Source organism: Sediminibacterium sp. FW305-C-61 (genome assembly GCF_058231065.1).
In genome coordinates this window covers 83,031-103,356 of sequence record NZ_JBIQXR010000002.1, presented here as the reverse complement: position 1 = coordinate 103,356, position 20,326 = coordinate 83,031, and the positions used below count along the sequence as shown (strand labels likewise).

Genomic DNA, 20,326 nt, shown 5'->3' with positions numbered 1-20,326 from the left:
TTTTCTGTAAAAATTTAATTTGTCCACAAAACCAAACTACTGTTAAGAAAAACGAACTATGTTACGCTTTATTATTCACGCCACTGGCTAATTTTGCAGCATGAGTAGCTACCAATTTCCCCAACAAACGAATATTTACCACGGAAAAGTCAGAGATGTTTACACTATTGGCGAAAACTGGCTTGTAATGGTGGCCAGTAACCGTATATCAGCTTTTGATGTAATATTACCTAAACCCATCCCTTTCAAGGGTCAGGTTTTAAATCAAATTGCGGCATTTATGCTTGAAAAAACCCGCGATATCTGTCCAAACTGGCTCGTAGATGTGCCCGCGCCTAATATTTCGATTGGAAAAAAATGTGTTCCCTTTAAAATAGAAATGGTGGTAAGAGGAAATGTAGTTGGTCATGCATGGCGAACATACCAGTCGGGTATACGCACACTTTGTGGGGTAACAATGCCTGATGGTTTAAAAGAAAATGATTTTTTCCCTCAACCCATTATTACTCCTTCAACCAAAGCGGCTGAAGGACATGACGAAGACATTTCCAAAGAGGAAATCATTAAACAGGGTCTGGTTAGTGAAACAGATTGGGAAATACTGGAAAAATATGCTTTGGAACTTTTTGCAAGAGGCAAATCTATCGCTGCAAAACAAGGACTCATTCTAGCTGATACAAAATACGAATTTGGCAAAATCGGTGATACTATTTACCTGATGGATGAAGTACACACACCCGATTCGTCACGCTATTTTTATGCTGATGGATTTGAGCAACGCCAGGCTAGCGGTGAAAAACAAAAACAACTCAGTAAAGAATTTGTACGCGAATGGTTGATCAGTAACAATTTCATGGGCAAGGAAGGACAATCTGTTCCAGAAATGAATGATGAATGGATTGATACGATCAGCAAAAGATATATCGAGCTCTACGAAAAAGTAACCGGCACCCCATTTGTGCCAGAACAACCAACCGACGAAGCGATTGTAGAAGCGGTGAATAATGCGCTGAGGAAACTGCAAATAGTTTGAAGAATGGCTGATGTCTGATGTCTGATTTTCGACTTTTGAATTCAAATCAGACATCAGCCATCAGAAATCCACCATCCTTTATTTGTTTTCTCCCAATCTCGGTCTCAACCGCACTTTACTTTTATTGAAAATATTCTGGCCGTTTTCAATTCCTTTGCGTAAGGCTTTCTGACGTTCTATTGGCATGTTTATAGTGTCCTTGCATTCAACACTGCAACAGCCTTCATACTCAGCGGCACAGGATTCACATTGAATAAATAGCAAGTGGCAACCATTGTTTTTACAATTTGTATGTGTATCGGCAGGTTTGCCACATTGGTGACATTTCGCAATCACATCTTCTGTTATCCGTTCCCCTAACCGATTGTCGAATACGAAATTCTTACCGATGAATTTGCTTTCCAACGCTGCTTCTTTTGCCTGACGTGCATAATTGATAATGCCTCCTTCCAGGTGAAATACATTTTTAAATCCTTTGTGCAGCATATAGGCACTGGCTTTTTCGCATCTGATACCACCTGTGCAATACATGATAATGTTTTTATCCTCATTACCCTGCATCATATCAACAGCCATTGGAAGCTGATCGCGAAAAGTATCAGAAGGAATTTCCATTGCATTGCTAAAATGCCCCACTTCATACTCATAATGATTACGCATATCAATCACAATCGTATCAGGTTGCTCAAGCAGTTTATTCATCTGTTCTGCATTCACATACTTCCCTTTGTTTTCCATACTAAACATGGGATCATCAATTCCGTCTGCTACAATTTTATCCCTCACTTTTATTTTCAGCACCCAAAAACTTTTACCGTCATCATCTACGGCAATATTCAAGCGAATGCCATTCAGGTGTTCGATACTGTACAGGTAAGTCCGAAATGATTCAAAAAAATGTTCAGGCACACTGATCTGGGCATTAATACCCTCCTTGGCCACATAAATGCGACCAAACACCTGTAAAGCATTTAACTGCTTATACAACTCATCCCTAAAACCTTGTGGATTTTGAACAGGGAAATACTGGTAAAAACTAATGGTAATACGATGGAATGACTCCTCCATCAAGCGCTGTTTCAACTCTTCGTTTGAAACACGGTTGTGTAAAACTGGCATATTTTCAAATTTCAGCCCCGTCTAGCCTAGGGAAAGACGGGATCCATGAATAATGGAACCACTTGCAGGGTGGTCAAAATCAGTGCAAAAATACGAAAAGAGAGCAGATGTCAAGTGATGGATTTTTGATCTTTGATTTTTTGATCTTTGATTTTTGCTGAGGATCTGAGATTTAAGTGAATTACACTCACAAATCAGACATCAGACATCAGAGATCAGAAATCAAAGATCAAAAATAGTCTTATTCAAAAAGTGGTACTGTTATCCTTACGCCTCTTGGAGAGGGGCCATTTTTCTCGAAGCCTTGTACAAAGTCTACCCTTAAGAATTTAAGGATATTTTCAAGACCGATAAATGTTTCATAATACTGCTTCCCTTTTTGGGTATACATTAGATTGGCTCCTGTTACAAGAAACCAGTTGAGTCTTCTAAAGCCCGGTATTTTATTGGTCAGTAATCCGTTCAGGTGGTATTCGACGTTTGCGGTGGCATAAAACTTAGCGGTATTACTGTACCGGTAATAGGGTGCCAATTGAAAACCGCTGAGTGGATTATTGGCAAATACAGTTTGGTTACCCTGGAAATGATTATAATCTGGTGCGTATACTTGTTTTGCATTCAGGAAACCTCCTATTTCTCCCCGGTAACTTAATTTCCCCCCGAGTTTCAAATTCATATCATCTGAAACACTCAAGCGCCATTTAGTAAAGTTGGCATCACTGCCAAATAATCCCTTTACTCCCTGTGTTATGCTGGCATTAAAAGTGGGAAAATCGGACCCGATACCAATTTTACGATCTGGTAGTTCAATGTATTTTCCACCTGGCCTCCATGATAAGCCAACCGTGATAGTGGCCGACTGGTTACGAGGCATATTGGTCGTTAAAATATCTGTTGGATAATTAGGCGTAAAACTTCTACCACTAATATCTTTCCAACTTACCGGATCAGTCAGGTTTTCTAATGCGAACCGATCCTGGAACTGAAAACTTGTTGAAAAAGTCAGCCCATTTCCTATCCCTCCACCATAATTCAATTTAAAATAATTGGCCTCATATATTTTAAGGTGATTATTCTCATATAATAGCGTTGAATAGGTATTCATTCTTTGCGAAATTGGCTGGGCATTATTGTATTGAAATACCTGTCTTCCCCCTTCCACCATTATATTGTTGAAATATTTCTTGCCGAAATTATATCGCCCGGAAATACTGGCATTAAAATGTTTATTGGCAAACCCGTATCGAAGATTGGGAACAATTTGCAAAGATTTACGACCTTCCTCTTCCCCAAATCTTTTTCTGATTACAGGTGAAAAATATAAAACACCACCCTCCACTGTATTGTAGTTAAAGGTTTTTATAAGGGGGTCAAAACTTACTGAAAGTTTTTGCTTTTGTTTGCTGTAAAACTGACCAGTAAGAAATATTCCACCCAGTGACAATTTATTCCGTTTTCTGTCGATCGAGTCCATGTACGCCGGACTCTTTCTAACCTGTTCCAGACTATCTTTCTTTTTATAATCAAGTACTTCTTCAGCTAATAATGGCAGTGGTCTTATACTGTCCCAATATGCCATTGATTTTTTATTCGCACTATCAAAAACTTTAATGAGGGTATTGTTGAAGTATTTTTTTTCAAATACAGGCTCAAGGTTAAAATGATCATATACCTGAACAAAACTTCCAAAAAAATCAAATCCAAACAGCTTTCCGGAGGGATATATCACCTGATTTTTTACCACCCATAAATTACCAGATGGGACAAACAATTGCTCGACTACTAATGTATCAAGAAACTGCATTTGTTGTTCTCGCACCAGGTTAAGTCTCAAACTATGAATGCGCCACTGGTCTTCAATGATATTAATATATCCCTGAAACAAAGGTTCATATTTTCTTTTGGGCATTACTTTTATCCTGCTAATCTCAACCCCATTTTCATAAAAGGTTCCTTCGAATTTATAGCGGTAAAAGGAAAGTGCATTATTAGCAATAGGAGACACAAACCCTCTTGGGTTAAGTCCTTCCCCAACCGAAATAATATTATTGTAAAAGGAAATGATTTGCGGTCTGCTAAAACCAAAGGAGTTACTTCTTCCGCTTACTTTGGTGGAAATTATTTCAATCTTTTCATTACGGGGTGGTTCAACAGAATACTTTGCTATGGTTTCAGCAAGCAGCAACATTTTACGTTTGCTGGTATCGCCATCTTCAAAATCAACTTTCTGTCCGAAGAAACTTTTTGGATAATCGCGCAACTGTAGTTGCCCCTTTAAATAAACATCTGCAGTGAATTTCTTTATTTCATTCAAATGCTCATTTCTTTTCTCAATTGCCTTTCTGATGATTGCATAAGCAGGGTCTTCTCCCCCTGTTTTAACGGTAACTTCCTGAAGACTGTATTGTTGTAATTCCAGTTGAAAATCGAGTTCAATATTCTTTCCCTTCTCAACAGATATTGTTTTCTCTATTGCCTTATACCCAATATACTGACAAACCATGGTATATTTTCCGGGCAACAATTGAATAGAATAAACACCTTTAGCATTGGCAGATACACCCTGTGTAGTACCTTTTACAATAACGGAGGAGAATGGTAACAATTCCTGATTCGTATTCCTGATTGTACCACTAACAGTTTGTGCAATACCTGTATAATACCCTATACAGAATAATAAAATAAGCAGTATTGGTTTCATATAACGGAATTAAAACGAAAGTAAGCTTAGCGTTGCTGCTTTTCGTCAAATTACATTTACTCCATCCTGCTTTAACTAATAATTAATAATTTACATATTGGGATCGTTTCATAAATAAATCCCCGCTTATTTTCTTCCAGATTGGCGTAAGTAGCTTCCCGTAAGTGCTGATAATCCGGCAACTAATCCACCAATAACTCCGGTTAATAAAATCAACACCCAATATGAACCTCCAAGGGGAAGAATATTAGCAACTTTGGTTGATAAGATATGTTCATTTGCATTATCCTGTAGAAAAGCCAGAACAACCCACAAGCAAAACAATGCCAGGAATCCGGCCAGGAAAGCTTTTCCTGCTTTCTGATGAACCGTAAGGGCTACTATAAACGAAGTAATGGCAAAACTCCACCAGGGAAGAACACCATATAAACCCGAAGCGAATGCGAGTAATGCTGTAAGTAGAAGTGCTGATAAAAATTTCATAGGAACAAACTGTTTAGCTGTTGGTAAATGTTAAATGCCACTTCATTTGCTTATGCTTTGAAGCAGCTTCCTTTTTCAGGAAAAGGATACGGTAATATTTTCCTGCAACCCATGAATCCACAAAATTATCGTAGTATTTACTGCCAGGGTTTCCGCTCTGTCCACCGGGATAAACCCCATAGGCTTCTATTTCATCTGTTAAATGAACAATCATTCGCCAACTTGGGCCATGCGTTGGTGTAGTTGCATTGATGATGTGCACTCCTCCGCCAATTGGCAAATGCAACCTGCTAAGTGGATCCAGTTTAAGCAGATGACTCACTCTGGTATCCTTGAATTTACCCCAGGCAAGTTCTCCTTTTTTCTCTAAAGCTTCACATGCAGCAGATGCTTTTTGAATGGCGGTTAATACTGCATCCTGCAAGGTTTCGGTTTTATCGGGGGTATTGGCATTATCCGCAAAATAATAAACACTGTCTTTGATCATTACATCCAGTAATGTGGGTTCATCGGGCCAGGGTAATGGTAAAGGGGATTTATCAAATTCATCTTTCCAGATGGTTGTTTCGAGACTGTCCCAGATGGCCCTGAATACAGTTGCGCCTTCTTCCCCAATATCGTTACGCAAATTCCAGCTTTTCAGCTTTTGCAAATATTTCAACTCAACTGGTTTAAGCATCGATTCGTTTACAAAACGCAAAAGTGCTGGTCTCGCCATTTCAGCATACACATTGTAATTATCTGTTTGCATGGCTTGCATATCGGCTGCTGTAATATTATTCATTGCTGCCAATTTTTTATTGATAATTACGCCTCTGTAAACCGGGAAATCGCTTCCGGCACCAAGATAATAAGGATATGTTTCGTCGGTAGATTTTTGGTTTGCGCTACTTACAAAACCTCTTTCGGGGTTCTTAATAAAAGGGTTCTCACTATTGGGAATTATTCCCTGCCACATATATTGGTTATCATCACCCGGCATAATAAAATCACCCTGCCTGTTCCAACGCGCAATAAAAGCACCTTGCTGTTTCAAAGCGATATCGCCAGATTTTGATGCAAAAACAAAATTTTGTCCGGGACAGGTCCATTTTTCAATCGCACTCAGGTAGTCGTCAAAATTTTTGGCCCGGTTTAATTCATAGAAAGTTTCGAGTCCTTGTCCACCGTCATGAGCGGTCCATTTAATGGCCAGATATTTACCACTGGCACTTTCGTTTTTGTAAGAGGGATCATACATTACCGGACCAAATGCGGTGTAGGCTACATGATCAATTACATCTGGCTTACCTTTTACTTTTATTACTTCCTCTTTTACATCGGCTTTATTCCATACCCCATTATACCAGTACTGTTCGAGTGTACTGTCTTTGAATTTCATATCATAATAGTCGATCACATCCCTACCAGCATTGGTAACACCCCAAGCGATACTATCATTAAATCCAATGATCACAGCGGGTGATCCGGGAAAGCTTGCACCATAAGTGCTATGTGTAGGTGTGGTGATTTGAACCTCATACCAGAGAGAAGGTAAATTGAGTCCGAGATGCGGATCATTAGCCAGAATTGGTCTACCACTTTTTGTTTTAGTTCCCGAAACCGCCCAGTTATTACTCCCATTATTTTTATCGGGTACAATTGGGGCTGAAGCTGTACCACCTTGTTGATTGGTTTTATGATAATAAACAGAATCAACACCGGGAGGCGGTTTAACTGCAATGGACGGAGCAGCATAAACTGTTCCTTTTGGAATAATAGGATCTAAAGAATCCTGTACATTGGTAAATAGTTGATCAAAATCCTCATAACCAAAATAGTTTCTGGCGTTGGTCATTCGAAGATCACTGGTAACACCTCTTGCTGTTAAATCGTAAGACATAAACATCAGGAAGAGATAAGTTTTTTCTGGTGTCCACTCCTCTGGTTTATAATCAAGTAATTTATACTCAAAAGGCAAATCTGCAGGATCAAGGTTTTTGATATATTCATTCACCCCTTCTGCGTAAGCTTCTATGGCCGTTTTAAGGGCTTTGTTTTTAGATGCCTGACGCATGGTTTTCTCGGCGGCATACACCATACCTAATCTCCTGAAAAATTTATCTGTATTGATCCTGTCCGGACCAACAATTTCACTTAACCTACCCGCAGCAACATGTGTCTGGAACTCCATCTGCCAAAGCCTGTATTTTGCATGAAGGTATCCCTGCGTATAGTAGGCATCAGCATCCTGCTCTGCATAAATATGCGGAACAAGTCTGTCGTCCATATAAACATCTACCTTACCCTGTAATCCGGCAAGTGTAATATTTCCATCGTGAGAAGCGTTTACCGGCTCCGCATTTTTCCAAAACCCAAGTTGCGGGGATAAGAAATAACCAAGCCTTGGTGTTTTCCCTGAGTCTACAGGTAGTTGCGTGTTTAAGGTAAATATTAAACCGGCAGTTCCTACTGCCGAAATAATAAATGGAACTATCCTCATTTAAAAAGTTTTGAAATTGAATATAAGATTTTTATAGAAGAATTGGTTCTTGGATGTAAAGGAATTTTGGCTGCGAGCTTCTAGCTTCTAGCTGCTAGCCTTGATTGGTGCTTGTTTTAGGATTTCTGCTATTAATAGAATAAATGAGGAGGCCTGCGAATTACATACTTTAAAATGAGCTGGTTAACGAAATATAAGAGTGCTATTAATGAACTATCCATTATTTATAGAACACAGATCTTCATGATTTTCAAGATTTATCATGATAGATCTTGAAAATCATGAAGATCTGTGTTCCATCCTACACGTGACTTCCAACTCTTGCCTAATTTTCACCAGCCAACAATGACTAGTAGCTAGCAGCTAGTGGCTAGGAGCTGTTTTTCTTGAACAATAACTGAATCAACCTTTATTTCATAAATGATATTAATCGATAAATTTCCTCTGCTGTATTATACGCATGAATTACAATACGCAAACGCTCTTTACCTTCCGGTACCGTGGGATACAAAATCGGTCTGACATCCAACCCTGCCTGTTGTAATTGCGCAGCCATCTGCTTTGCCGGTGCATTACCAGGAATAATTACGCCCTGTATAGGGGTTAACGACTGCAATTTTTCAAAACGAATATCAGATCGCTGAAATATAGCTACTAATTCAGCCAAGTTCTTGCGTTCGTTTTGCATCAAGGGAAATAGTTGATACGACCGTATAATCATTTCAATTGCATGAGCCGGCAATGCCGTAGAATATATCAGGCTTCTCGAAAAATTTATGAGATAAGTTTTGAGTTGCTTCGATCCAAGCACAACAGCTCCATGGCAACCACATGCTTTTCCGAAAGTATGTACCCTGGCAAATACATGATCCTGCAAACCCATTGATTGTACCAGTCCCTCCCCCTTATCTCCGATTACACCAGTAGCATGGGCTTCGTCGATAATCAGGTGTGCATTATATGCTTTAGCAAGTTGAACCATTTCATGCAAGGGACATAAATCTCCATCCATACTAAATACTGACTCGGTAACAATAAAGATATTTCCCGTTGCTGATTCAAGTTTTTTCTTCAGGTCGGCCAGATCGTTATGCGCAAATGAAAATGCTTTAGCAAAAGATAGCCGTATACCATCACGGATAGATGCATGCGACAGATAATCATATAATACCGTATCTCCTTTCTGCGGAACAGATGATAATAATCCAAGATTAGCATCGTATCCGGAATTAAAGATCAATGCGGTTGCTGCTTCATGGAAACTGGCTATTTGTAATTCGGCAGCCTCTATCAAAGGATAATTACCTGCCAGTAATCGGGAACCTGTGGAACCAGTTAATAAGCCATCTACATCTCCATAATTCAATAATCGCTGCCTGGCAATACCGAGGTAATCATTCGAACAAAAGTCTATCATCCCTTCGGATAAGCTTAGTGATCTCAGCGATTGACCATCAATCCTGGCCTGCAATTTTCTGGCTAAAAAATCATCCGGATACATAACCGTAAAACTAAACTAATTTGCTTTAACCAATGAGCAATGAAAAGTCCGGGTTCGAGCGTAATTTGCAACTCAATTGATGTATATGGAGCTTTCAGAACACACGAAAAACATATTGGGACTTCAGCTACCCACCGACCCAAGATGGGTTGACCTTGCAAGTATTAGCCTGGAAGCTATTCTTACCGACCATGCATATTGCGAACAGAAGGCTGCCATTACTTGTATATCTCTTATACAACGGTATTCCCAAAAAGCAGAACTGGTAAAACTATTGTCCCCTATTGTTACAGAGGAATGGGGACATTTCAGACTTGTGCTGAATGAATTACACAAAAGAGGGCTCCAACTCGGCATTCAACGAAAAGACATATACGTAAACAAGCTACTAGAGTTTCAACAAAAGGGGGGCAGTGCGGAAGGTAGGTTTCTTGACCAGATGCTAACCATGGCCCTGATTGAAGCAAGAAGTTGCGAAAGATTTAAGCGTTTAAGTGAAGGGCTGAACGATAAATACTTGCGTAATTTCTATCGCAGGTTCATGGAAAGTGAAGCTGGACACTACACCCTGTTTATTGAACTTGCAGAAATGTATGTAGACAAAGCAAAAGTGCGCAGTCGATGGAAACAATGGCTCGATTATGAAACTGCCATCATGCAGGAAATAGAACTAAGAGGCGATCGTATCCATTAATTTAATTCCTGATTTGGACTTCAAAATATTGCAATTCAGTATCCCAATTAATAAAGGGATACATTTTTACCATCTGTTTTGTTTTTTCCTGATAAGTTTTAAGGAATTGCTGGTGCTGCTCTGTTGCGGGATTAAATGGTTTATGCTGTACAGCCAGGTTGATGGCTGCAATTTCTTTTAAGAGCTGCTTAGTTGTATCAGGCATACAGGCCCCGGTAAATTTTTCCCATACATACTGTGTTGCATGGAAATTCGGATGCACTAAATCTTCTGCGTAAAATCGATAATCCCGCAGGTCATCAATGACCAATTCGTACGCCGGGAAATAATACAGCCCTTCAAATTTTTCTACCAGATGATGCACAGCCTGAATAAGCACTGCTTTGCTCTTGTTATTTTCAATCACACCCTCGCGCAAGTGTCGAACAGGACTGATTGTAAATATAATCTGCAGTTTTGGATTGAAATGAAAGAGCCGATGTATCATATTATCCAGCACGGTCAGCACATCTTCCGTAGTCATTAATCGCTTTGAAAACCAGTCTGACGGCGCTTTATGATTATTTGCCGCCACTGTGCCCAACTTATAATTCGGCGCATTTTCAGTAAGCATATAAACCCATGCCGACCCTAATGTGATCATGATATGATCAGCCTGTTTTAACGCTTTGTGCGTATCATTAATCGACTCATTGATTTTACCCAATGCATTTCCTGGTGTAATTCCTGAATACCTGCTATGGTGCTTCCAGCTATGCCAGCATTCATTCAATAAAAACAGATCATCTTCTGTGTATGTTTTCTCTTCTATATAATCAGTGATTGCTTCTGCGACACTTACAGGATTAAAAAGAATACCATGTGGGTTTTCTGTAACACTGAATTTATGCTTCCTTAATTTCTCCCCCATGTTTTCTGTAAAACAAGAACCCATCAGCACCAGATTTTGTCCATGCTGTATTTTCTTTTCGGGAGACTTAATATCAAACTCGTAATGAAACTTCATATATCATTGAAAAATTTTTCCTGCCATCATGCTACTCTCCATCAGCGCTTTTGCATTAAGGTCAGGCAACAATCCTTTCTCCTGGAAATATTCAATCATTTTTTCTGTATCCATATTGCCAACAAGTTCATCCTGTGCCATTGGACATCCGCCAATTCCTTTAAGGGCTCCATCAAATCTTTTGCAACCTGAATTATGGGCGGCTTTAAGTTTATCCTTCCAATTTTGTGCAGAGGAATGAAGATGCACCCCAAATGAAACAGCGGGATATTGTGGTATCAGTGTTGATAATGCAAGACTGATTTGTTCCGGTGAAGCGAGTCCAACCGTATCTGCCAGTGAAATAATTTTAATCTCTTCCTGAACCATTCTATCTGCCCATTCCAACAATATAGATGCATCATATAAATCACCATAAGGATTACCAAAGCCCATGCTGAGATAAACCACCAGCACTTTACCTGATTTAATGCATAGTTCTTGAATATCTTTCACCCGATCGAAACTCTCTTCCATGCTACTGTTCGTATTCTTCAGTTGAAATGTGGGTGAGATTGAAAATGGAAAACCTAAATAATGTATTTCTTCAAAAACAGATGCATCCAAAGCTCCTCGTTGATTCGCTACGATAGCCAATAATTTTGTGGAAGTGTTTTCTAGCCGAAGATTAGCGAGCACTTCCCTGGTATCTGCCATTTGGGGAATAGCTTTTGGTGATACAAAACTGCCGAAATCAAGCGTATCAAAGCCAACCTGCAACAATAGGTTTAGATAGGCCACTTTGGTTTCGGTGGGCAAAAAATGAGGCCAGCCCTGCATTGCATCACGCGGACATTCTATTAGTTGTATCGTATCCTCATTTTTTACTTGCATGGTAAATATTGATAAATCAATCTTTTGAAATCCGGTGTTTCATTGCTTCGTATAAAACAATTCCTGCTGCAACAGAAACATTGAATGAATCAAATTTAGTTGCCATCGGAATAGTAAAAAAAGCATCTGCTGCTTTAGCAAGGTATGGCTGTACACCTTTGCCTTCGTCTCCCATAATTATACAGCAAGGTTCTGCCAGCGACAATTCATATACTTTTTTATCGGCGCGCATTTCGCTGGTAAAAACCTGTATTCCGTTCAGGTGTAGCGTGTCTACGGCTTTTAATAAACTATTGACCCTGCAAATATTAATGTGTTCCAATGCACCGGCACTACTTTTCATTGCTTCTGCATTCAGCGCGCCCACTCCTTTATCGGGAATAATCAGTGCCTGTGCACCACAGCAATGGGCACTACGTGCAATGGCGCCAATATTTCTCACATCAGTTACACCGTCTAACATCACAAACAACGGCAGCTCTCCTTTTGAAACTACATGATCAATTACCTGTTGAAGGTCCATATATTGCACCAATGCCGCAAAAGCTATAACACCCTGGTGATTAGCCTTGGTCAGGTAATGCAGTTTTTCAGGGGGAACCATTTGTATAGGAATCTGGTTATCCCTTGCAAGTTGTCGAATAGCTGCAACTGAGTCTCCGGAAATATTTTTTTGCATCAGGATCTTATCGATCGGCCTCCCCGATTCTAATGCTTCCACCAGTGGTTGGCGGCCTATGATTAATCCACTTTGTTTGATAGCCATATGCAAATGTACTATAACAGTTTACCCTGTAATTGTAATAATTTAATTTTTGTAATTGCTGCTACACTGATTGAATCAGTAATCAGTCCCTTTTCCACCATTTTATAGGCTTCTGATAAGCTGATTTTCTGAAGCCGCAATTGTTCAGTTTCTTCCGGTTCAGGTTCAGACTGCGTTAATTCAGTAGCCAGGAAAACAATTGCCAGTTCATCGCTTACGGAATTTGACAAATGCATCCGAAGCAACTCTTTCCATTGTTTAGCTTCCAGACCTGTTTCTTCTTTTAGTTCCCGTATGGCCCCCTTTAATGGAGATTCATCATGTGGGCAACCACCTTCAGGTATCTCCCAACTATAGGCATTCAGTACATAACGATACTGACCCACCAACCAAATCTGTTCCTGTTCATCCAGGGCTACAATACCGATGGCTATATTCTTGAAATGCACTTTACCATAGATGCCCTTACCACCATTTGGATTAATCACATCATCTTCTGTAACACTGATCCATTTATTATCATATACTGATTTAGAATGTAAGGTTGTCCAGGGGTTAGTTTCCATAGTTTGTTTTTGGGCTGAATAAATTAGTCAACAGGCTAACCAGCAGGTATAACAGAATAAGTATTACTATGAGGAATTTTATGGATGCGAAATAAGCTGTTGCCTGTAGACTTAGTCCCGTATAATGTCTGGCTAAACTAGCAAGCATGATTATATTCTCCATAACATCAAACACTGCAGCGATCCATGCTGATACCATAAGCCATTTACCTATCCTTATAAGTATTTTATGTTTCCATTGATTGGCGGCTATAGATAAGGTAAGTAAGAAAAAATGTGTATAGACAATTATAAAAATAAAATCGAGCCAGATATTAACCTTTGCAGCGTCTATGGGCCATAATGAGAGGATGAGGGATAATTTCTCTGATGTATTTGCAAATTCCAATGCAAGAATACCCGATGGTGTATCAGGCATAATCAATGCTGCACCCTGGTAACGCATGATCATTATTACCCCCAATAATAAAATGACGGCTACAATGAGTTTTTGTCTGGATGGATGGTTTGGTTGACGAGACATACTATAAATATAAAAAGCCCCCGGTAAACGGAGGCTTTTTATGAGATCTATTAAGTTTATTTAAGCCCGAAAGCTTTTTTCACTTTGGCTACATAATCCAGTTTCTCCCAGGTAAACAGCTCCACTTTTACTTTCTTCTCTTTACCATCTGGTGATTTAAATGTTTTGGTAACCACTTCACTCTTACGACCCATGTGGCCATAAGCTGCGGTTTCACTGTATATCGGGCTACGCAGTTTCAGGCGTTGCTCAATAAAGTATGGACGCATATCGAAGATGCCTTCTACGATCTTTGCAATCTGACCATCAGTTAAGTTTACTTTGGCTGTACCATAAGTATTTACGTTGATGCTCGTTGGCTGTGCCACTCCGATTGCATAAGATACCTGTACCAGCACTTCGCTTGCAACACCTGCCGCTACCAGATTTTTGGCAATATGACGGGTTGCATAAGCAGCCGAACGGTCTACTTTACTAGGATCTTTACCACTGAATGCTCCACCACCATGTGCTCCTTTACCACCGTAAGTATCTACGATGATTTTACGACCGGTTAAACCAGTATCGCCATGTGGACCACCGATTACAAACTTACCGGTTGGGTTGATATGGTATTTGATATTGTTGTTAAACAGTTTAGCGTATTTCTTGTACTTGCTCTTAACGCGTGGAATCAGGATATTGATGATATCTGATTTGATTTTAGCCAGCATTTTAGCTTCTGTATCAAAGTCGTCGTGCTGGGTAGATACCACAATTGCGTCGATTCTTACAGGCTGGTTGTTATCATCATATTCCAGGGTAACCTGGCTCTTTGCATCAGGACGCAGGTATTTTATCTGCTTATTCTCTCTTCTCAATGCAGCCAGTTCAATCAGGATCTTATGGGCAAGATCCAGTGCAAGTGGCATATAATCATCGGTTTCATTGCTGGCATAACCAAACATCATACCCTGATCTCCGGCTCCCTGCTCTTCTTTTTTCTTCTTATCTACACCCTGGTTAATATCTGCTGATTGCTCATGAATCGCTGATAATATACCACAGCTATTCGCTTCAAACATATATTCACTCTTGGTATAGCCGATTTTACGGATTACACCACGGGCAATTTCCTGTACATCCAGGTATGCTTTTGATTTTACTTCACCTGCCAGTACTACCTGACCAGTGGTTACCAGGGTTTCACAGGCAACTTTTGATTGTGCATCGAAGGCTAAGAAATTATCGATTAATGCATCTGAAATCTGGTCAGCTACTTTATCCGGATGTCCTTCAGACACGCTCTCGGAAGTAAATAAATAAGGCATAGGTTAATTTAAATTTGTGCAAATATAGGCAAATGAAAGATTAGATTCTGGAGAATACAATTCGTAATCGCATCCTGAACCTTGAATGCGTTCCGCCCCCTAATCTTACCCTTCCGTTAGCCGGATCATTACCAATACTCGGATTCAGGTAATACAATATGGGTGAAGTAGTTTGCGGATAAGGGTTTGAATAATAAATAGAGTCGTTTGTTGGTGCCGACAATTGTAATAGATGTGAAGTATCTTTTCTTGTTACAATTCCTTGCACATATCGGCTCAGGTTAAAAGTATAACCTGCAACACGATCATAGCCCTGCGTTGTTTTATAGAAGGCAAAACCTCCAAAATCGTTTATGTTAGGGCCATCAGTTGCAAAAATATAATCGTTCTTGACATTGCGTTTTCTGTTATTTACAGAATCCAATACACTGAGTAATAAATATCGGGGAACACTCATTTGACGATCGATGGTAAGCAGGTTTGCATCGTCTGGAACTTGCTCAGCAATTAATTCAGCTCTGTGAATGATTCGGTTACTTAAAGATGCCAACCCTGGAATCCTAACCCTGACAGTGGTTCCCGGTGAAGTTTGCACATATACCAGAGAATCTGATTTGGGATTGTTATTAGTAGTAAGATAGTTAGTAACCTGGCTACCGGCTCTGTTTCTTACAATAAAGTTTGCGTCGCCACTTGCTGCTGTATTAAAACGCATATAGAGTACAGATGTATCTCTAACAGTTGCACCTGTAGAACTTGAACTGTAATAAAGCGCAAATTTGGTATTCGTATCTGCCAGATTAATACGTAATAAGGCATTCGCAGGTGCAGTTTGGTCTACTGTTAAAGCAAAACCAGCAAAATAAGTTCTGAAGATAGAATCAGATTTGTAAGCGTTTGTGGAATCGTATGTTCTTAGAAAACGCTGTGCAACATCATTCCGTAATTTGATGCGGATCTGATTGGTTGCAACTTCATACCTATTCTTTACGGTATCGCCCAACCTGCGTATATCTACATTTACAGGATTAGCCAATGGACCGGCAATATTGATTGGTGTTACTCCCGGATTTGTAACCGGGTATAAACGATTCCTATCGAGCGGTGTACTTTGGTCAATTTCAGAAACAGTTATACGTAATGGTTGTGTTGAATCACCATAGAAACCATTGTATCCTAAAATCAAAACGGCAGAATCAATTACCAGACTGTCTTTATTTCCAGAAGTAAAGAATGGAAAATAAGGAGGAGATAATTCAAAAAACATTGAGGCCGATGTTTTACCAAAAATCGGGTCATTGGTAATGGCTCCCAGCATGTGAATATCTGCCTTATAAATTCTTGGGGTATCTGTTTCGTTGTAAGTATCAGTAATTACATCAAGAATGGTATCTTTTGTAAATACGCCATCAATCGGGGGTATTAAACCTCCGCCTAAATCGGTAGAAGTAATCCTGGTGCAGGCGGTTACAAAAATGCCGGTTATAATACAGAAAATAAATGTATTACGAAGTGTCGAAAATAAACGCATGTTGTGTTGTGGATTACTTGCCCGCAAGGTCGTTGTACAATTCTAAATACTCTGTTAAATCAGAATCCAAGCCTTTAAAAGGTACTACTTTCTTTCCCTTTACTTTACCGAATTCTTCTACAAGTTTCTTGTCTATCTTTTCTGCACCAAAAGTAATGGCATCAGCAAAGCTGGCACCTCCTTTAAACAGTGCAGTATTATTGGCATCTTTGAATGCCTCCAGATCCTTTTCTTTAATATTGGCATTGATTACAGCCTGTTTCAAGAATCCGGCACCCAGTTTTTCCTTAAAGGTGTTTTCACCAATGGTGAATACAACTTTACTGTTACCAAATACGGGTTCTTTCTTATAAGCTGTTTTAATATACGCGGGAATAAGTCCGGTCATCCATCCGCTACAGTGGATAATATCCGGCGGCCATCCGAATTTTTTTACGGTCTCCAGTGCCCCTTTACAGAAGAAAACAGTACGTAGCGCATTATCATCGAACCACTTATCTTCATCATCATGGAAAATCTGCTTTCTCTTGAAGAAATCTTCATTTTCCAGAAAATATACCTGTAAACGGGCATTTGGCAGGGATGCTACTTTGATCTGAAGTGGGTAATCATCGTTATCTACTGATACGTTGATCCCGGATAGACGTACTACTTCATGCAGACGGTGTCTTCTTTCGTTGATCACCCCAAATCTTGGCATAATACACCTTACTTCCAATCCTCCATCATTGCTCTTGATAGCCAGTTTATTGATAACCTCCGCGAATTCTGTCAATTCGAGGTAGGGTGACATTTCTGTGGCTATAAATAAAATTCTTTTCTTTGTTGACATCCTTGCACCGATTTTTTATTGCGGGAAGCATAAAATGAGTTGGCAAAGGTACGAAAATATAGTTGAACTGCATTTCAAGATTAAAAGCAAGCAAATCAGGCATCCCATGTTACTCGTTAAATCTATATATGAAATAAATAAATATATACAAATCCAAAGGGAAACAGGCGTTTCTATAGGCTTTGTACCTACCATGGGTGCTTTACATGCCGGGCATCTATCATTAATAAAAAATTCAAAAACTCATTGCGACCGTACCGTATGTAGCATCTTTGTTAATCCGACCCAATTTAACGACCCGGCCGATTTTCAGCAATATCCCATCACTATTGAAGCAGATATCAGGTTATTGGAGCAAGCTGGTTGCGATGTACTATTTCTACCTTCAGTAGAGGTTATTTACCCTTCAGATTATGTGAAGAAACAATATCAACTCGGTTCTTTGGAAACTTTACTGGAAGGCAAATACCGACCCGGACATTTTCAAGGGGTTTGTCAGGTGGTAGACAGATTACTTAGCATAGTTATGCCCGATGAATTGTTTCTGGGTAGAAAAGATTACCAGCAATGTATGGTAATAACCGAACTTATTCGACAAACCGGTCTACCCGTAACAACAACCATAGTACCCACCATGCGAGAAAGTTCAGGCCTGGCCATGAGCAGCAGAAACCTGCGACTTTCCGAACAGGACAGGGATAAAGCTACCGCTATATACAAAAGCCTTCAATGGATCAAGGCTAACCTAAAACAGGGCGATTTAACAGATTTAACCACCCGGGCAGCAGATCAACTATTAAAAGCAGGTTTCAGCAAAATTGACTATATCAGCATAGCAGATGCTCATAGTTTGGAGGAAGTGAATAACTGGGACGGACAACAACCCCTTGTTGCCCTGGTGGCAGCTTTTCTTTCGGGAATCAGGTTAATTGATAACATTTCTCTGACAAAGGATTGATGGTACATCCGAAGAAGTAAGTAATTTTGCGCCCACTATGCTAATTGAAGTATTAAAATCTAAGATTCACCGCGCTGTAATCACCGAAGCGAACTTACATTATGTTGGCAGTCTTACCCTCGACGAAGACCTGATGGATGCCGCCAATTTTATCGAGAATGAAAAAATACAGGTGGTTAATGTAAATAACGGGGAGCGACTCGAAACATATATCATCAAAGGTAAAAGAGGTAGTGGTGTAGTTTGCCTTAACGGCCCGGCGGCAAGAAAAGGTGCGGTGGGTGATACAGTGGTAATTATCTCTTATGCTACCATGGACTTCGAAGCTGCAAAACAATTTAAACCATCGTTAGTATTTCCAAAAGAAGGAAATAAGCTGTAGCTTACTAATCAGATTATTGTTCAACCAACACTGCGTTGAATATTATTGTAACCCCTTCAGGCCATGAAAAAACGATTCTTATCTTTTGCTAAATATGCCGTTTTTCTTGGATTGGGCATTTTTCTGGTATGGTGGAGCTTTAAACAAATACCGGATGACAAATGGGGTGACTTTAAACAGAGTTTAACAACAGCGAACTACTGGCTATTATTACCTGTATTTCTGATCCTTACCCTTAGTCACCTCGTAAGAGCCTTGCGCTGGAAAATATTGATCCAGTCGATGGGTTATCAGCCGCGCGTTGCAAATACTTTTTTTGCTGTTATGATTGGCTATCTGGCTAACCTCGCCATCCCCAGACTGGGAGAAGTTTTAAAATGTACTTTTTTAGCCCGCTATGAAAAAGTGCCCGCGGAAAAACTCGTAGGTACTATCGTTGCCGAAAGAGCTGTAGATGTTGTATCACTGGGCCTGGTGTTTGTTTTAACCATGGTTACTCAATCCGATATATTAGCAGAGTATGGAAAGGAACTAATAGGACAACTATTCAAGAAAGGGGAAAACGTTTCCATCACTTCATTACTGATAGTTGCTGGCATATTGATTATTTTAATAATTGCAATAAGGGTTTGGATCAAAAAGTTTGCCCACCTTAAAATTGTTGAATTAGGAAAAAAAATCATCCGGGGTGTTTGGGAAGGATTAATCAGCATCCGCAAACTAAAACAGAAAGGGCTTTTCCTTTTATATTCAGTATTGATTTGGTTTTTATACGCTGCCGGAACCTGGGTTGGACTCATGGCAACTGATGGAACTGCCCATTTAGGACTGGGTGCAGCTTTAGGGGCTTTGTCATTTGGCAGTATCGGAATGATTATTACGCCAGGTGGCATTGGCGCATTTGCCTTTTTCATCGCTAAAGTATTAGAGGAAAATGGAGTAGCTTTTGAAATTGGTTTTGCCAATGGTACTTTACAATGGTTTGCCCAATTCCTGATTGTAGTTTTACTGGGTTGTATCAGTTTGCTGGTATTGCCGGTTTATAATAAAAAGAAGACATCTCATGAGAGCCATTAATGCTATCGAAACAAAAATACTGACACTTCCACAGGTACTGGCAAGGGTTGCAGCATGGCGCGTAACAGGCAAAAGCATTTCCTTTACCAATGGCTGTTTTGATATTCTGCATGAAGGCCATATATTCTCTTTAAGCGCTGCCGCTAAAGAAGCCGATTACCTGATAGTTGGTGTAAACAGCGATAAGAGTGTAAAAAAATTAAAAGGCCCTGACCGACCCGTAAACAGTGAACACAGCAGGGCCCTGATTTTGGCAAACCTTGCAGTGGTAGATGCGGTTGTGGTATTTGAAGAAGACACTCCATTCGAACTCATATCTGCCATCATGCCAGATGTGCTTGTAAAAGGGGGCGATTATACCGTGGAACAAATAGTTGGCTCAAAACAGGTAATAGAAGCCGGAGGACGGGTAGTTATAAACCCCATAGTGGAAGGTTTTTCCACCACAGGCATTATTCAACATATCAAGCAATCTTACTCTTGATATTT

19 protein-coding genes are annotated in these 20,326 nt (G+C 39.9%); 6 read left to right on the top strand and 13 right to left on the bottom strand.

Features of this window, described 5'->3' with window-relative positions; genetic code table 11:
- The first annotated feature begins 100 nt into the window (after positions 1 to 100).
- Positions 101 to 1,033 (top strand): phosphoribosylaminoimidazolesuccinocarboxamide synthase, encoded by a 933-nt coding sequence (locus ACH30E_RS05605; RefSeq protein WP_294992449.1) that lies wholly within the window; start codon positions 101 to 103, stop codon positions 1,031 to 1,033.
- Positions 1,034 to 1,111: 78 nt separating this feature from the next.
- Here the strand turns inward: ACH30E_RS05605 and trhO are convergent, their stop codons facing one another.
- The 5 genes from trhO to ACH30E_RS05580 all read right to left on the bottom strand — a co-directional run bounded on the left by trhO (position 1,112) and on the right by ACH30E_RS05580 (position 9,235).
- Positions 1,112 to 2,152 carry an oxygen-dependent tRNA uridine(34) hydroxylase TrhO gene (gene trhO / locus ACH30E_RS05600; protein WP_490823985.1) on the bottom strand — a complete coding sequence of 347 codons (1,041 nt, stop codon included), beginning with the start codon at positions 2,150 to 2,152 and terminating at the stop codon, positions 1,112 to 1,114.
- Positions 2,153 to 2,393: 241 nt separating this feature from the next.
- The gene (locus tag ACH30E_RS05595; protein ID WP_294992454.1) at positions 2,394 to 4,853 is read right to left on the bottom strand and encodes a DUF5686 and carboxypeptidase regulatory-like domain-containing protein; all 2,460 of its coding nucleotides are present in this window, start codon (positions 4,851 to 4,853) and stop codon (positions 2,394 to 2,396) included.
- A gap of 126 nt (positions 4,854 to 4,979) precedes the next feature.
- Positions 4,980 to 5,336: a hypothetical protein gene (locus tag ACH30E_RS05590; protein WP_490823984.1), complete on the bottom strand. Its 357-nt coding sequence runs from the start codon at positions 5,334 to 5,336 to the stop codon at positions 4,980 to 4,982.
- A gap of 13 nt (positions 5,337 to 5,349) precedes the next feature.
- Positions 5,350 to 7,818: a penicillin acylase family protein gene (locus ACH30E_RS05585; protein WP_490823983.1), complete on the bottom strand. Its 2,469-nt coding sequence runs from the start codon at positions 7,816 to 7,818 to the stop codon at positions 5,350 to 5,352.
- Between the two features lie 409 nt (positions 7,819 to 8,227).
- Positions 8,228 to 9,235, bottom strand: a complete 1,008-nt coding sequence (locus tag ACH30E_RS05580; protein ID WP_490823982.1) for an aminotransferase class I/II-fold pyridoxal phosphate-dependent enzyme — start codon at positions 9,233 to 9,235, stop codon at positions 8,228 to 8,230.
- A gap of 169 nt (positions 9,236 to 9,404) precedes the next feature.
- On the opposite strand from ACH30E_RS05580, the gene ACH30E_RS05575 reads away from it, so the two are divergent.
- Complete coding sequence (locus ACH30E_RS05575) at positions 9,405 to 10,013, top strand: MiaE family protein (RefSeq protein WP_490823981.1); 609 nt, start codon at positions 9,405 to 9,407, stop codon at positions 10,011 to 10,013.
- Position 10,014: 1 nt separating this feature from the next.
- Here ACH30E_RS05575 and ACH30E_RS05570 read toward each other — a convergent pair whose 3' ends face one another.
- From ACH30E_RS05570 to ACH30E_RS05535, 8 genes are read right to left on the bottom strand one after another with little or no spacing between them, the layout of a single operon-like run.
- Positions 10,015 to 11,019 carry a GSCFA domain-containing protein gene (locus ACH30E_RS05570; protein ID WP_490823980.1) on the bottom strand — a complete coding sequence of 335 codons (1,005 nt, stop codon included), beginning with the start codon at positions 11,017 to 11,019 and terminating at the stop codon, positions 10,015 to 10,017.
- 3 nt (positions 11,020 to 11,022) lie between these two features.
- On the bottom strand, positions 11,023 to 11,892 hold the full coding sequence (locus ACH30E_RS05565; protein WP_294992472.1) for a hydroxymethylglutaryl-CoA lyase: 870 nt from the start codon (positions 11,890 to 11,892) through the stop codon (positions 11,023 to 11,025).
- Positions 11,893 to 11,908: 16 nt separating this feature from the next.
- Positions 11,909 to 12,658 (bottom strand): 23S rRNA (guanosine(2251)-2'-O)-methyltransferase RlmB, encoded by a 750-nt coding sequence (gene rlmB / locus ACH30E_RS05560; RefSeq protein WP_294992474.1) that lies wholly within the window; start codon positions 12,656 to 12,658, stop codon positions 11,909 to 11,911.
- Positions 12,659 to 12,669: 11 nt separating this feature from the next.
- Complete coding sequence (locus ACH30E_RS05555) at positions 12,670 to 13,224, bottom strand: NUDIX domain-containing protein (protein WP_294992477.1); 555 nt, start codon at positions 13,222 to 13,224, stop codon at positions 12,670 to 12,672.
- Positions 13,214 to 13,747 (bottom strand): hypothetical protein, encoded by a 534-nt coding sequence (locus ACH30E_RS05550; RefSeq protein ID WP_490823979.1) that lies wholly within the window; start codon positions 13,745 to 13,747, stop codon positions 13,214 to 13,216. Before ACH30E_RS05550 ends, ACH30E_RS05555 begins: the two co-directional genes overlap by 11 nt.
- Positions 13,748 to 13,803: 56 nt before the next feature.
- Positions 13,804 to 15,057, bottom strand: a complete 1,254-nt coding sequence (gene metK / locus ACH30E_RS05545; protein WP_294992482.1) for a methionine adenosyltransferase — start codon at positions 15,055 to 15,057, stop codon at positions 13,804 to 13,806.
- Between the two features lie 40 nt (positions 15,058 to 15,097).
- Complete coding sequence (locus ACH30E_RS05540; RefSeq protein ID WP_490823978.1) at positions 15,098 to 16,588, bottom strand: DUF4270 family protein; 1,491 nt, start codon at positions 16,586 to 16,588, stop codon at positions 15,098 to 15,100.
- A gap of 13 nt (positions 16,589 to 16,601) precedes the next feature.
- Positions 16,602 to 17,420, bottom strand: coding sequence for a glycogen/starch synthase (locus tag ACH30E_RS05535; protein WP_294992488.1), 819 nt, complete (start codon positions 17,418 to 17,420; stop codon positions 16,602 to 16,604).
- A 106-nt stretch (positions 17,421 to 17,526) separates the two neighbouring features.
- Between ACH30E_RS05535 and panC the strand changes: the two genes are divergently transcribed.
- From panC to rfaE2, 4 genes are all read left to right on the top strand, one after another.
- Positions 17,527 to 18,378 carry a pantoate--beta-alanine ligase gene (panC, locus tag ACH30E_RS05530; RefSeq protein WP_490823977.1) on the top strand — a complete coding sequence of 284 codons (852 nt, stop codon included), beginning with the start codon at positions 17,527 to 17,529 and terminating at the stop codon, positions 18,376 to 18,378.
- A gap of 37 nt (positions 18,379 to 18,415) precedes the next feature.
- Positions 18,416 to 18,760, top strand: a complete 345-nt coding sequence (panD, locus tag ACH30E_RS05525; RefSeq protein WP_294992494.1) for an aspartate 1-decarboxylase — start codon at positions 18,416 to 18,418, stop codon at positions 18,758 to 18,760.
- A 63-nt stretch (positions 18,761 to 18,823) separates the two neighbouring features.
- The gene (locus tag ACH30E_RS05520; RefSeq protein WP_294992497.1) at positions 18,824 to 19,837 is read left to right on the top strand and encodes a lysylphosphatidylglycerol synthase transmembrane domain-containing protein; all 1,014 of its coding nucleotides are present in this window, start codon (positions 18,824 to 18,826) and stop codon (positions 19,835 to 19,837) included.
- Positions 19,824 to 20,321: a D-glycero-beta-D-manno-heptose 1-phosphate adenylyltransferase gene (rfaE2, locus tag ACH30E_RS05515; protein WP_294992500.1), complete on the top strand. Its 498-nt coding sequence runs from the start codon at positions 19,824 to 19,826 to the stop codon at positions 20,319 to 20,321. Before ACH30E_RS05520 ends, rfaE2 begins: the two co-directional genes overlap by 14 nt.
- The last annotated feature ends 5 nt before the right edge of the window (positions 20,322 to 20,326 follow it).